The organism is Teichococcus aestuarii (genome assembly GCF_003116135.1).
GTDB lineage: Bacteria > Pseudomonadota > Alphaproteobacteria > Acetobacterales > Acetobacteraceae > Pseudoroseomonas > Pseudoroseomonas aestuarii.
Genome location: NZ_PDOA01000002.1, coordinates 212,141 through 224,865, shown reverse-complemented (window position 1 = coordinate 224,865; position 12,725 = coordinate 212,141). Strand labels below are relative to the sequence as shown.

Here is a 12,725-nt window from a genome sequence, read left to right as displayed (position 1 = left end):
CGCCCCCTTGCCCAGGTGGTGGAATTGGTAGACGCGCTGGCTTCAGGTGCCAGTGACCGCAAGGTCGTGAAGGTTCGAGTCCTTTCCTGGGCATATCTCCTCCGCGGCGCGTCAGCGCAACGGTCAGGATCGGAAGGCAGGGATGGCGAAGATGGCAAGCGCGCTGTTTGCGGCCAACGCCACCATCAGGCTCCACAAGCACGATCTCCCGCCCGATGTCGATTTCGGCGCTGTCGTCGCCATCGACACCGAGACGATGGGCCTCGACCCGCGCCGGGACCGGCTCTGCCTGGTGCAGCTCTCGGCCGGCGACGGCACGGCGCATTGCGTGCAGATCATCCCCGAGAGCCTCGGCGGGCGCGGTGCGGACTGCCCCAACCTCAAGGCGCTGCTGGCGCGGCCGGACGTGGTGAAGCTGTTCCACTTCGCGCGCTTCGACGTCGCCATCCTGCGCGCCGCGCTGGGCGTGGAATGCGCCCCCGTCCGCTGCACCAAGGTCGCCGCCAAGCTGGTCCGCACCTTCACCGAGCGGCACGGGCTGAAGGATCTCTGCCGCGAGCTGCTCGGCGTCGAGATCTCCAAGCAGCAGCAGAGCTCCGACTGGGGCGCGGCCGAGCTGACGCCGGAGCAGCTGGCGTATGCCGCCTCGGACGTGCTGCACCTGCACGCGCTCTGGGGCAGGCTGGAGGCGCTGCTGCGGCGCGAGGGACGGCTGGAACTGGCCGAGGCCTGCTTCCGCTTCCTGCCCACGCGCGGTGCCCTCGACCTGATGGGCTATGACGAGCCGGATATTTTCGCGCATTGAGCGGAATCCGGCAAAATTCTGGCACGCTTTTTGATTAAGCGAGACGCCGCGGCGCGTTGACCCTGCCCATCCGCAGCCCCATACAGGGAGGGTGAGGTTTTTCCCCTTCCCGCACCGCCTGCTGTCCCCGCGTTCGCGCGTCCGCGCCGGCCGGGCCTGAAGGCGGCGGACAAGCAAAGCCGACGAATGACGCCCTCCACGCCTCCCCGCGACGCGCTTGCCGCGCAACGTGCCAGCCGCGCGCCCGGCCGGTCGCGCACGACGCTGCCGTCCCGCGCGCGCATGACGATGGATGCCGGCGCCCTGGCGCGTCGGCGCGTGCTGGTGAAGCTGGCCAAGTGGCTGCTGCCGGTGGGGGCGCTCGGCCTGCTGGCGGCCATCGCCCTGTGGCCGGAATTCGATTCGGCGGAGGAGCGGGGCCGGCTGGCCTTCCGCCGCGTGGCGCAGACCTCGGCCGAGGCCATGCGCATCGCCTCCGCCCGCTACCAGGGGCTGGACGAGCAGAACCGGCCCTACAACGTGACCGCCACCACCGCCACGCAGCAGGTGAACACCGACCTGATCGACCTGGAGCGCCCGCGCGCCGACCTGTTTATGGCCGACGGCGCCTGGGTGCTGCTGGAGGCGCAGCAGGGCCGCTACGCCCGGGCGAGCAACCAGCTCGCCCTGTCCGGCCAGGTGACGCTGTGGCACGACGACGGCAGCACGCTGCGCACCGAGGCGGCGCAGATCGACGTGGCCGGCGGCAGCGCCCGGGGCGACCGGCCGGTGGCCGCGCAGGGCCCCTTCGGCACGCTGGTCAGCGAGGGCTTCCGGCTGGAGAATCGCGGCCAGGTGGTGGTGTTCACCGGCAACGCCAAGGCTGTCCTGGAGGGCGCACGATGACCGAGACGCGACGCGGCCTTCCCGCCGCCGCCCTGCTGGCCGGCCTGCTGCTGGCCGCCTCCCTGGCGCTCGCCCCGCGCGCCGCCGGCGCCCAGGCGCTCGACCTGACCCAGGGCGGCCCGGTGGAGGTGACCGCCACCGACGGCATCGAGTGGCGCCAGCAGGAGCAGGTGGTGATCGCCCGCGGCAATGCCCGCGCCGTGCGCCAGGGCATCACCCTGACCGCCGACCGGCTGATCGCCCGCTACCGCCCGCGCGCCGGCCAGCCCGCCGCCGCCGGCGGCGCCGACACGCCGATGTCGGGCGGCGAGATCTGGCGGCTGGAGGCGGAGGGCAATGTCCGCATCGACAGCGCCACCGACCATGCCGAGGGCGACCGCGCCATCTACGACATGGACCAGGCCGTGCTGGTGATGACCGGCCGCGCCCTGAAGCTGACCACGCCCGAGAACGTTCTGACCTCCCGCGACAGCATGGAATACTGGCCGCAGCGCCGCATGGCCGTGGCGCGCGGCGCCGCCGTGGTGGTGACGCAGGACCAGCGCCGCATCGCCGCCGACACGCTGGTGGGCTACTTCCTGGAGCAGGGCGCCGGGGCGCCGCAGCAGGCCGCGGCGCCGGCCCGGAACGGCGCCGCCACGCCAGGCCAGGGCAGCCAGCTCGAGCGCGTCGAGGCCTTCGGCAATGTCGAGATCCGCACCCCCGGCGAGGTGGTGCGCGGCGACCGCGGCGTCTATTCGGAAGTCACCGGCATGGCCCGCCTGCTCGGCGGCGTGCGCATCACCCGCGGCGACAACCAGCTCAACGGACAGGAGGCGATCGTCAACATGCGCAGCGGCGTGGCCCGCCTGGTTTCCACCCCCGGCCAGCGCGTGCAGGGCCTGATCATCCCGCAGCAGGGCCAGCAGGCGTTGCAACCCCAGGGGCAACCCCAGGGGCAGCCCCAGGGACAGCAGCCCCAGGGACAGCAAGGCCAGGGGCAGCCGCGATGAGCGCGCCGCTGAAGGTCATCCCCGGCGAGGGCGGTCTGGTCGCCACCAACCTGGGCAAGCGCTACAAGAAGCGCCCCGTGGTGCGCGGCGTCTCGCTCAGCGTGCGGCGCGGCGAGGCGGTGGGGCTGTTCGGCCCCAACGGCGCCGGCAAGACCACCACCTTCTACATGATGACCGGCCTCGTCCGCCCCGATCAGGGCCAGGTCTTCATGGACGGGCAGGACGTCACCACCCTGCCCATGTACCGCCGCGCCCGCATGGGGCTGGGCTACCTGCCGCAGGAGGCCTCGATCTTCCGCGGGCTCAGCCTGGAGGACAACATCCGCGCCGCGCTGGAGGTGGTGGAGCCCGTCCGCGCCCGGCGCGAGCAGATGCTGGACGAGCTGCTCTCCGAGTTCGGGCTGACGCATCTGCGCCGCTCCCCCTCCCTCGCCCTCTCGGGCGGCGAGCGGCGGCGCTGCGAGATCGCCCGCGCGCTCGCCACCCACCCGGCCTACATCCTGCTCGACGAGCCGCTGGCCGGCATCGACCCCATCGCGGTGGGCGAGATCCGCGAACTGGTGCGGCACCTCAAGAACCGCGGCATCGGCGTGCTGATCACCGACCACAATGTGCGCGAGACGCTCGAGATCATCGACCGCGCCTACATCCTGCATGACGGCCAGGTGCTGATGGAGGGCACGCCGCAGGACATCGTCGCCCATGAGGGGGTCCGGCGGGTCTATCTCGGCGAGCGGTTCAGCCTCTAGCATGCGCCTGCTGCACCGGTCCCGTGCGGCGGGCACCCCCTTGCTGGAGGCAGGCTGAGCGGCCATGGCCATCGGCCCACGTCTGGATCTGCGGCACACCCAGTCGCTGGTGATGACGCCGCAGCTGCGGCAGGCGATCAAGCTGCTGCAATCCTCCAACCTCGAGGTCATCGCCTTCGTCGAGGAGGAGCTGGAGCGCAACCCGCTGCTGGAGCGCGACGAGCGCGCCGACGGCCCGCCGCCCGACGCCCATGCCGGGCGCGAGCCGGCCCCGCCGCCGCCCGCCCCGGCCGACAGCTTCGAGAGCAGCACCGCCGCCGCCCTGCCGGCCGAGGCGGAGGCCCCGCTCGACATCCGCGACTGGTCGAACGTCTATGACGGCGAGAGCCCGCGCGGCGGCCGCGCCGATTTCGACGAGGATGCGCGCGGCATCGACTCGCTGGCCGCCGAGCGGCCGCGCAGCCTGCGCGAGGAGCTGGGCGAGCAGCTCCGCCTCACCTTCCCCGATCCGTCGGACCGGCTGATCGGCGCCCAGCTCATCGCGCTGCTCGACCCGGCGGGGCGGCTGCCGGCGGCGGATGCCGCCATCGCCGCCGCGCTGGGCTGCGAGGAGGCGCGGGTGGCGCGCATCCGGGCGCGGATGCAGCGCTTCGAGCCGGTGGGCATGTTCTGCCGCTCGCTCAGCGAGTGCCTGGCCGTGCAGCTGGCCGAGAAGAACCGGCTGGACCCGGCCATGGCCGCGCTGGTGCGGAACCTGGAGATGCTGGCGCGGCGCGACATGCGCGGGCTGATGCGCGTCTGCGGCGTCGATGCCGAGGATTTGGCCGACATGGTGGCCGAGCTGAAGCGCCTCGACCCCAAGCCCGGCGCCGGCTTCGACCCCGAGCACGCGCCCTCGCTGGTGCCGGACGTGCTGATGCGCCCCGCCCCGATGGCCGGCGAGGCGGGCGACTGGCTGCTGGAGCTGAACCCGGAGACGCTGCCGCGCGTGCTGGTCAACCGCGGCTTCCACGCCCGCGCGCTGGTCGCCGCCTCGCGCGAGGACCGGGCCTTCCTCTCCGAGAAGTTCCAGGCCGCCAACTGGCTGGTGAAGAGCCTGGAGCAGCGCGCCAGCACCATCCTGAAGGTGTCGGCCGAGATCGTGCGGCGGCAGGACGGCTTCTTCCGCCACGGCGTCGCGCATCTGCGCCCGCTCATCCTGCGCGACGTGGCGGAGGCGGTGGAGATGCACGAATCGACCGTCAGCCGTGTCACCGCCAACAAGTACATCGCCACGCCGCGCGGCAATTTTGAGCTTAAATACTTCTTCACAACTGCGATCGGCGGCACGGGCGGTGAAACCTTCAGCGCCGAGGCGATCCGCCACCGCATCCGCGGCATGGTCGCGGCGGAGACGCCGGACGATATCCTCAGCGATGATGCAATTGTCGCAGCTTTGCGTCGGGAAGGAGTGGACATCGCCCGCCGCACGGTGGCCAAATACCGGGAAGCGCTGCGCATCCCATCATCCGTGCAGCGCAAACGGGAGAAGGCCGTCCCGGCCTGACCCGGAGCGGGCGCGACCCGCCCGCCCCGCCGTCCCAAGGGACGGCCCCTCCCCAGCAACAAGGAGGGGTTAGCCCGCCATGCATATCGTTGTCGCAGGGAAACAGGTCGAAACAGGCGAGGCGCTGAAGGTCCATGTGACCGAAGGCCTCAGCGCCGTGACCAAGAAATACTTCGACCACGCGCTGGAAGCCTATGTGACCTTCGGGAAGAACCGCGCCTTCTTCTCCTGCGCCATTGACATCCACGCCGGCCGCGGGCTCAGCCTGCGCGGCGAGGGCGAGGGGCCCGACGCGCACCGCGCCTTCGACGAGGCCGCCGCGCACATCGCCAAGCGCCTGCGCCGCTACCGCCGCCGCATGAACGAGCATTCCCGCAACCTGGCCGATGAGCGCCTGCCCGCCACCGCCGAGACGGCGCGGCAGGTGGTGCTGGCCCAGCCGGCCGACGTGCCGGACGAGCCGGTCGACGCCGCCGTGCTGCTCGGCGGCCTGACCGACGGCGCCGCCCCCGCCGAGGACCCGGCCGCCGATGGCATGGAGACGTCCGGCGGCATGGACGGGGCCGAGCACGGCGCCATCATTGCCGAGACCCCCACCGAGATCGCCCGCCTCACCGTGGGCGAGGCGGTGATGCGGCTCGACCTCGGCCAGATGCCGGTGATGATGTTCCGCAACCGCGCCAGCGGGCAGCTCAACGTCGTCTATCGGCGCCCGGACGGGCATGTGGGCTGGATCGACCCCGCCGCGGCCTGAGGCGCGCGGACTCGGCCCGACCAACGGGTAGTTAACGATTCTCGCCGCATTCTGTGCTCCGCTTCATCTTCTGGAGGGAGTCGGGATGCGGTTCCTCGCGTCTGGCCTGGCGTGCCTCGGCATTGCCGGGGCGCTGGCCACGGCCGTACCGCTCTGGCCCGCGGCGGGCCAGCCGGTGGCAATCCTGTTCCGGCCCGGCCTGCCGGCCGAGCAGGCGCTGCTGCTGACCGGCGCGGCCGGCCACCGGCCCATGCGCCTGCTCCATGCCAGCCCGCCCCTGGTCCTGGCCGAGCGCGCGCCCGGCCTTTCCCTGCCACACCACGCCTGGCTTGCCCTGGCCGCGCCGGGCGCCCCCGGCTGCACCGCCCCCCGCACCGCTGCCCGCGCCGCCGCGCGCTCTGCTGCCCGCGCCGCCGCGCGCCCCGGGGACGCCGCATGAACCTGCACCCCCTGCGGCGGCGCTTCGCCCTGCTGCTGGCCGGCCTGCTCTGGGCCTGCGTGCCGGTGCTGCTGGCGGTGGAATGGGCAAACCCCCGCCCCGGTGCGCTCCCCGGCCCTCCCCCCGGCCCACCCCTGGGGCTGGCCACCGGCATCGCCGCGCTGGCGGCGCTGGGCGGCAGCCTGCTGGCCTGGAGGGACGCGGCGGCACCCGCCACGCGCAACGGGCTGGCCCTGGCCGTCATGCTCGTCGTCTCGCTGCTGGTGTGGCGGGTGGAGGATGGCTGGCGCATCGACCTGCACATGGCCTATTTCGCCGCCCTCGCCCTCGTCGCCGGCTTCTGCGACGCGCGGCCGGTGGCGCTGGCCACCCTCTTCGTGGCGCTGCACCACCTGGGGCTCGGGCTGCTGCTGCCGCTGGCCATCTTCCCCGAGGCGTCGCTGGCGCTGCCGCGCGTCGGCCTGCACGCCGCCATCCTGCTGGCCGAGGCGCTGCCGCTCATCTGGCTGGGCCACAGCCTGGAGCAGGCCGCCCGCGCCGCCGAGGCCGCCCGCCTCGCCGCCGCCGCCGCCGAGGCGCAGGCCCGCGCCGCCGAGGCCGCGCGGCAGGCCGCCGAGCAGGCGCAGGCCGAGCAGCGGCGCCGCGCCCGGCTGGTCCTGGCCGAGCAGATCGAGGCCTCGGTGGGCAGCGTGGCCGCGGGGGTGGAGGAGGCGGTGGCGCAGCTCGGCGCCCTGGCCGGCCGCCTCGCCGGCGCGACCCGCCAGGCCAGCGACAGCGCCGGCCTGGCCGCCGGCGCCGCCGGCCTCAGCAGCGGCGAGGCGCAGGGCATGGCCGCCGCCACCGGGCAGCTGGCCGGCACGGTGGCGGAGATCACCCGCCAGGTGCGGCAGGTCTCGGCGGTGGCCGATGGCGCCGCCGCCCGCGCCAGCGCCAGCGACGCCACGGTGCAGGCCCTGGTGCAGAGCGCCGGGCGCATCGGCGAGGTGGTGGAGCTCATCACCTCCATCGCCGGGCAGACCAACCTGCTGGCGCTGAACGCCACGATCGAGGCGGCCCGGGCCGGCGAGGCCGGCAAGGGCTTCGCCGTGGTGGCCAGCGAGGTGAAGGCCCTGGCCGGGCAGACCGCCCGCGCGACGGAGGAGATCAGCGGCCAGGTCGGCGCCATCCAGGGCGCGGCGCGGGAGGCGGCGGCGGCCATCCAGGGCATCGCCACGGTGGTGGCGGAGGTGCAGTCGGCCGCCCGGCTGATCGGCGAGGCGGTGGCGCAGCAGGCGGCGGCGACGCAGGAGATCGCCCGCGCCGCCGGCCACGTGGCCGCCGAATCGGGGCGGGCCAGCGGCGCCGTCTCCGGCACCTCCACCGCGCTGGCCGAGACGGCGGGGCTGGTGGAGCCGCTCGCCGCCCTGGCCGAGACGCTGCGGCAGCAGGATGCCGCGCTGCGCGGCAGCGTCGTCAGCACGCTGCAGGGGCTGCGGGCCGCCTGAGGGTGGCCCGCCCCCTTGTGGGGTGCGCAGGGCAGGGCTGCCAATGCGCGCGGGCGCTCGACAGCGGGCTGCCTTCCGGCCCATAGCACTGCGCGATGAAGCCGCCCGTCCGCCGCCCCGGCGCCACCCGTTCCGCCCCCGCCCGCCCGCGCTCCCCCGCGGGCAACCCCACCCGCAGCGCCGCCCTGGCGCTGGTGGGCGCCGTGCTGGACCGCCGGCGGGGCCTGGAGGAGGCGCTGGACGCCCTGCCCCCCGCCGAGGCGCGGGACCGCGCCGCCGCCCACCGCATCGCCGCCGCCGTGCTGCGCCGCCTGGGCAGCCTGGACGCCGTGCTGGAGCCGCTGCTGCGGCGCGAGCCGCCGCCCGAGGTGCGCAACGCGCTGCGCATCGGCGCCGCCGAGCTGCTGCTGCTGGAGACGCCGCCCCACGCCGCCGTGGCCAGCTGCGTCGACCTCGTGCCGCGCCCCTTCGCCGGGCTGGTGAACGCCGTGCTGCGCCGCGTGGCCGAGCAGGGGCCGGCCGCGCTGGAGGAGCTGGATGGCGAGCGGCTGGACACCCCCGGCTGGCTCTGGACCGCCTGGCACGGCGCCTACGGCCCGGCGGTGCGCGCCATCGCCCGCGCCCACCGCCTGCCGGCGCCGCTCGACCTCTCCCTGCTGCCCGGCACGGAATGGCCGGAGGGGGCGGAGCGCCTGCCCACCGGCACCGCCCGCTTCCCCGCCGGCACCCGCATCACCGAGCTGCCGGTCTTCGCCGAGGGGCGCGCCTGGGCACAGGACGCCGCCGCCGCCCTGCCGGCCCGGCTGCTGGATGTCCGCCCCGGCGAGCGCGTGGCCGATCTCTGCGCCGCGCCGGGCGGCAAGACGGCGCAGCTCGCCGCCGCCGGCGCCCGCGTGGTGGCGGTGGAGCGCGACGGCCACCGCATCCAGCGGCTGCGCGAGAACCTGGCCCGCCTCTCCCTGGAGGCCGAGCTGGTGCAGGCCGACGCCGCCGCCTGGAACCCCGGCGAGCGCTTCGACGCCATCCTGCTCGACGCGCCCTGCAGCGCCACCGGCACCATCCGCCGCCACCCGGACGTGCCGCACCTGAAGCGCCCCTCCGACGTCGGCGCCCTGGCCGGGCTGCAGCGGCCGCTGCTGGCGGCGGCGGCGCGGCTGCTGGCGCCGGGCGGGCGGCTGGTCTTCGCCACCTGCTCCCTGCAGCCGGAGGAAGGCGAGGCGCAGGCCCGCGCCGGCGCCCCCGGCCTGCGCCCCGACCCGATCCGCCCCGAGGAGGTGCCGGGGCTGGAGGCGGCGCTCTCGCCCGAGGGCTGGCTGCGCACCCGCCCCGACCTCTGGGGCGGGCAGGGCGGGCTGGACGGCTTCTTCATCGCCCGCTTCCGGGCCGAATAATTGCCTTCTCTCCAATCTGTTATGCCGGAAGGCCGCATGGGGGATTGGAAGACGCCGGGGGCCGGCTTCTTTATGCGGGCCCGCTGACGGGCTTTCTGTCATTTCCGCAACTTCACCGGCCGTGCGCGGCTTGTCCCGCTTCAGCCCTAAAGGCATAACTTCCCTCGTGACACGCCCTGTCAAAATCGCCCCGTCCCTGCTGGCCGCCGATTTCGCGCGGCTTGGCGAAGAAGTCGCCGCCATCGATGCCGCCGGGGCCGACTGGCTTCACCTGGACATCATGGACGGGCATTTCGTGCCCAACATCAGCTACGGCCCGGCCGTGGTGAAGGCGCTGCGCGGCCGTACCCGCATGCCCTTCGACGTGCACCTGATGATCTCCCCGGTCGATGCCTTCCTGCCCGCCTTCGCCGAGGCGGGGGCGGACCGCATCAGCCTGCATGCCGAGGCCGGCCCGCACCTGCACCGCTCGCTGCAGAGCATCCGGGCGCTCGGCAAGTCCCCTGGCGTGGTGCTGAACCCGGCCACCCCCGCCGCCGTCGTGGCGCCGGTGCTGGACATGGTGGAGCTGATCCTGGTGATGACGGTCAACCCGGGCTTCGGCGGGCAGAGCTTCCTCCACAGCCAGCTCCCCAAGATCGCCGAGCTGCGCCGCATGATCGAGGCCAGCGGCCGCGACATCGCGCTCGAGGTGGATGGCGGCGTGACGGCGGCGACGGCGCCGCTCTGCATCGGGGCCGGGGCCGACGTGCTGGTGGCCGGCACCGCCGTGTTCGGCACGCCGGACTACGCCGCCGCCATCGCCGGGCTGCGCGGGGGCGCCGGCTGATGTCGGATTGGCTGCGCGGCGCCCGCCGGATGGTGGCCGGGCTGAAGCCGGTGCGGGTGCCCGAGGCGCCGGCGCGTGCCTTCCGCGACCTCTGGCCCGGCGATGCCGGGCGCGGCCACCGCCTGCTGCGCGGCGAGTGCGAGGTGGCCGGCACCGTCCGCCCGCTGGTGACCGCCGAGGAAGGCGGCCAGGGCTGGGCCGAGGGCAGCGGCTCCGCGCCGTGGCGCGCCGCCGTGCACGGCTTCGCCTGGCTGCGCGACCTGCGCGCCCTCGGCACCGATGGCGCCCGGCTGCGGGCGCGCGACCTGACCACCGACTGGCTGTCCCGGGGCGGCACCGAATCCATCGCCGCCGTGCCGGAGGTGGCGGGCGCGCGGCTCTCCGCCTGGCTCGGCCACTGGGACTTCCTGGCCGCCACGGCCGAGGATTCCTTCCGCCGCGCGCTGATGGTGCGGCTGGCGCAGGATGCGCGCGGGCTGGTGGCCACCCTGCCGGCCGAGGGGCGGCACCGCGGCAGCCTCGCCGCGCTGAAGGGCGCGCTGGCCGCCGCCGTGGCGCTGGGGGAGGAAGCCTGGGTCGCCCGCTGCCTGCGCGTGCTGCCCGGCGAGATCGACCGCCAGATCCTGCCCGACGGCGCGCATGTGGAGCGCAGCCCGGGCCAGCTGCTGCTGGCGGTGCAGGACCTGATCGAGATCCGCAACCTGCTGCACGGCTCCAGCCTGGAGGCGCCGCCGCACCTGGCCCTGGCGCTGGACCGCGCCGCGCCGGCGCTGCGGCTGTTCCGCCATGGCGATGGCGGCCTCGCCCTGTTCAACGGCACGCGCGACGATGGCGCGGCGCTGGTCGACCTGGTGCTGACCCAGGGGCAGGCGCGCGGCCGCGCGCCGCTGATCCTGGCCGAGGCCGGCTTCCAGCGTCTCCAGGCGGGGCGCACCCTGATCATCGCCGATTGCGGGCCGCCGCCCGAGGGCCGCGCCGCGCCCGGCCCGGCCGGCCTGCCGCGGCAGGCGGACCGCTTCCACCACGCCGGCACCCTGGCCTTCGAGATGTCGGTGGGGCGCGACCGCCTGATCGTCAATTGCGGCGCCGTGCCGGCCGCCGAGGGGCCGTGGCGCGACGCGCTGCGCGCCACCGCCGCGCATTCCACCCTGGTGCTGGCCGACACCAACAGCAGCGAGCTGCGCGAGGAGGGCCTCGGCCGCCGCCCGGAGGCGGTGGAGGCCGAGCGCCAGGAAGCCAATGGCGCGCAATGGCTGGATGCCAGCCACGATGGCTACCGCCGGGGCTTCGGCGCGCTGCACCGCCGCCGCCTCTACCTTTCCGAATCCGGCGACGATCTGCGCGGCGAGGATTCGGTGGAGGGCGAGAACCCGCCCGCCTACGCGGTGCGCTTCCACCTGCACCCCGGCGTCGTCGCCAGCCCGCAGCTGGAGGACAACGCCGTGCTGCTGCGGCTGCCCTCGGGAGCGTCCTGGCGCCTGCGCGCCAGCCGCGCCAGGCTCTCGGTGGAGGACAGCGTGTTCATGGCCGGCGAGCCGCGCCGCACCAGCCAGGTGGTGCTCTCGGCCGAGGCCGGCACGCCTTCGGTGCAGTGGGCACTGAGCCGGGTCAACCAGTCCGGCCCCGCCGCCACCGACGACTGACGGCACCGGCAAACCGACAGGAAGAAGGGGGGCCGGGGGAATCCATTCCCCCGGCCTTTTCCGAAGCATGAAGATCGCCGAGGTCAGCAACGTCGATTTCGCGATGCGCCACTTCGTGCTGCCGGTGATGCGCGGCGCGCGCGAGCGCGGGCACGAGGTGGTGGGGATCTGCGCCGAGGGGCCGCTGCTCTCCGTCCCGCGCGCCGAGGGGTTCCGCATCATCCCGGTGCCGATGGCGCGCAGCCTGAACCCGCTGGCCCAGGCGCGCGCCCTGGCGGCGCTGCTGCGCGTCTTCCGCGCGGAGAGGTTCGACCTCGTGCACGCCCACATGCCGATCTCCGGCCTGCTGGCGCGGGCGGCGGCGCGGGCGGCCGGCGTGCCGCGCGTGGCCTATACGGGGCACGGCTTCCTGTTCAACCAGCCGGGGCCCGCCTGGCGGCGCGGCCTCTCGCTCGGGCTGGAGTGGCTGGGCGGCCGCGCCACGGACGTGTTCCTGACGGTGAGCGAGGAGGAGGCGGCGGATGCGCGGCGCCTCGGCATCGCGCGCAACGCGGTGGGCATCGGCAACGGGCGGGACCCGGCGCGCTTCCACCCCGACGCCGCCGCGCGCGCCGCGCTGCGCGCCGAGCTGGGCGCCGGGCCGGCGGATTGCGTGGTGGTCATCGTCTCGCGGCTGGTGCGCCACAAGGGGCATGTGGAATTGCTGCGGGCGATGGAATCCGTCCCCGGCGCCACCCTCTGGGTGGTGGGCGAGCGCCTGCCCACCGACCACGGGCCGGACATGGCGGAGGATTTCGCCCGCGCCCGCCGCGAACTGGGGCCGCGCCTGAAGCTGCTCGGCTACCGCGAGGACGTGGCGCGCCTGCTGGCGGCGGCGGATGTGTTCTGCCTGCCCAGCCATTTCGAGGGGCTGCCCATGTCGGTGATCGAGGCGATGCTCACCGGCCTGCCGGTGGTGGCCACCGACATACGCGGCCCGCGCGAGCAGGTGGTGGAGGGCGAGACCGGCTTCCTGGTGCCGCCCGGGCCGGGGCCAGGGGCCGTGGCGCCGCTGGCGGCCGCGCTGCGCCGCCTGGCCGCCGACCCGGCGCTGCGCGCCCGCCAGGGCGCCGCCGGCCGCGCCCGTGCCCTGGCGCGGTTCGACGAGGCGAAGGTGATCGGCCGCACGCTGGACCTGCTCGGCCTGTGAGGGCGGCGCGCGCGCCCTT

12 protein-coding genes and 1 tRNA gene are annotated in these 12,725 nt (G+C 74.9%); all 13 read left to right on the top strand.

What is annotated here, in order from left to right:
• The first annotated feature begins 9 nt into the window (after nucleotides 1-9).
• The 13 genes from CR165_RS03985 to CR165_RS03925 all read left to right on the top strand — a co-directional run bounded on the left by CR165_RS03985 (nucleotide 10) and on the right by CR165_RS03925 (nucleotide 12,706).
• Nucleotides 10-93 (top strand) — tRNA-Leu (locus tag CR165_RS03985).
• 58 nt (nucleotides 94-151) lie between these two features.
• Nucleotides 152-805 (top strand): ribonuclease D, encoded by a 654-nt coding sequence (locus tag CR165_RS03980; protein WP_109515941.1) that lies wholly within the window; start codon nucleotides 152-154, stop codon nucleotides 803-805.
• A gap of 186 nt (nucleotides 806-991) precedes the next feature.
• Nucleotides 992-1,690, top strand: a complete 699-nt coding sequence (gene lptC, locus CR165_RS03975; protein WP_109515666.1) for an LPS export ABC transporter periplasmic protein LptC — start codon at nucleotides 992-994, stop codon at nucleotides 1,688-1,690.
• Entirely contained in the window at nucleotides 1,687-2,682 is a 996-nt protein-coding gene (locus tag CR165_RS03970; protein WP_109515665.1) for an LptA/OstA family protein, read from the top strand. The genes lptC and CR165_RS03970 overlap by 4 nt, the downstream gene beginning before the upstream one ends.
• Complete coding sequence (lptB, locus tag CR165_RS03965; protein WP_109515664.1) at nucleotides 2,679-3,431, top strand: LPS export ABC transporter ATP-binding protein; 753 nt, start codon at nucleotides 2,679-2,681, stop codon at nucleotides 3,429-3,431. The genes CR165_RS03970 and lptB overlap by 4 nt, the downstream gene beginning before the upstream one ends.
• A gap of 64 nt (nucleotides 3,432-3,495) precedes the next feature.
• A complete protein-coding gene (gene rpoN, locus CR165_RS03960; protein ID WP_109515663.1) occupies nucleotides 3,496-4,977 on the top strand; it encodes an RNA polymerase factor sigma-54 in 1,482 nt (493 codons plus the stop codon).
• A gap of 79 nt (nucleotides 4,978-5,056) precedes the next feature.
• Complete coding sequence (hpf, locus tag CR165_RS03955; RefSeq protein ID WP_109515662.1) at nucleotides 5,057-5,731, top strand: ribosome hibernation-promoting factor, HPF/YfiA family; 675 nt, start codon at nucleotides 5,057-5,059, stop codon at nucleotides 5,729-5,731.
• Nucleotides 5,732-5,816: 85 nt separating this feature from the next.
• Nucleotides 5,817-6,170 (top strand): hypothetical protein, encoded by a 354-nt coding sequence (locus CR165_RS03950; protein ID WP_109515661.1) that lies wholly within the window; start codon nucleotides 5,817-5,819, stop codon nucleotides 6,168-6,170.
• Nucleotides 6,167-7,654, top strand: coding sequence for a methyl-accepting chemotaxis protein (locus CR165_RS25350; protein ID WP_109515660.1), 1,488 nt, complete (start codon nucleotides 6,167-6,169; stop codon nucleotides 7,652-7,654). The genes CR165_RS03950 and CR165_RS25350 overlap by 4 nt, the downstream gene beginning before the upstream one ends.
• 95 nt (nucleotides 7,655-7,749) lie before the next feature.
• Complete coding sequence (locus CR165_RS03940) at nucleotides 7,750-9,045, top strand: RsmB/NOP family class I SAM-dependent RNA methyltransferase (RefSeq protein ID WP_109515659.1); 1,296 nt, start codon at nucleotides 7,750-7,752, stop codon at nucleotides 9,043-9,045.
• A gap of 166 nt (nucleotides 9,046-9,211) precedes the next feature.
• Nucleotides 9,212-9,874 (top strand): ribulose-phosphate 3-epimerase, encoded by a 663-nt coding sequence (rpe, locus tag CR165_RS03935; RefSeq protein ID WP_109515658.1) that lies wholly within the window; start codon nucleotides 9,212-9,214, stop codon nucleotides 9,872-9,874.
• Nucleotides 9,874-11,517 carry a heparinase II/III family protein gene (locus CR165_RS03930; RefSeq protein ID WP_181377994.1) on the top strand — a complete coding sequence of 548 codons (1,644 nt, stop codon included), beginning with the start codon at nucleotides 9,874-9,876 and terminating at the stop codon, nucleotides 11,515-11,517. Before rpe ends, CR165_RS03930 begins: the two co-directional genes overlap by 1 nt.
• A gap of 67 nt (nucleotides 11,518-11,584) precedes the next feature.
• Nucleotides 11,585-12,706 carry a glycosyltransferase gene (locus CR165_RS03925; RefSeq protein ID WP_109515657.1) on the top strand — a complete coding sequence of 374 codons (1,122 nt, stop codon included), beginning with the start codon at nucleotides 11,585-11,587 and terminating at the stop codon, nucleotides 12,704-12,706.
• Nucleotides 12,707-12,725 lie beyond the last annotated feature (19 nt).

Coding starts and splice junctions, on each gene's coding strand:
- CR165_RS03980 (WP_109515941.1), top strand. CDS start 152: ATGGCAAGCGCGCTGTTTGCGGCCAACGCCACCATCAGGCTCCACAAG.
- lptC (WP_109515666.1), top strand. CDS start 992: ATGACGCCCTCCACGCCTCCCCGCGACGCGCTTGCCGCGCAACGTGCC.
- CR165_RS03970 (WP_109515665.1), top strand. CDS start 1,687: ATGACCGAGACGCGACGCGGCCTTCCCGCCGCCGCCCTGCTGGCCGGC.
- lptB (WP_109515664.1), top strand. CDS start 2,679: ATGAGCGCGCCGCTGAAGGTCATCCCCGGCGAGGGCGGTCTGGTCGCC.
- rpoN (WP_109515663.1), top strand. CDS start 3,496: ATGGCCATCGGCCCACGTCTGGATCTGCGGCACACCCAGTCGCTGGTG.
- hpf (WP_109515662.1), top strand. CDS start 5,057: ATGCATATCGTTGTCGCAGGGAAACAGGTCGAAACAGGCGAGGCGCTG.
- CR165_RS03950 (WP_109515661.1), top strand. CDS start 5,817: ATGCGGTTCCTCGCGTCTGGCCTGGCGTGCCTCGGCATTGCCGGGGCG.
- CR165_RS25350 (WP_109515660.1), top strand. CDS start 6,167: ATGAACCTGCACCCCCTGCGGCGGCGCTTCGCCCTGCTGCTGGCCGGC.
- CR165_RS03940 (WP_109515659.1), top strand. CDS start 7,750: ATGAAGCCGCCCGTCCGCCGCCCCGGCGCCACCCGTTCCGCCCCCGCC.
- CR165_RS03930 (WP_181377994.1), top strand. CDS start 9,874: ATGTCGGATTGGCTGCGCGGCGCCCGCCGGATGGTGGCCGGGCTGAAG.
- CR165_RS03925 (WP_109515657.1), top strand. CDS start 11,585: ATGAAGATCGCCGAGGTCAGCAACGTCGATTTCGCGATGCGCCACTTC.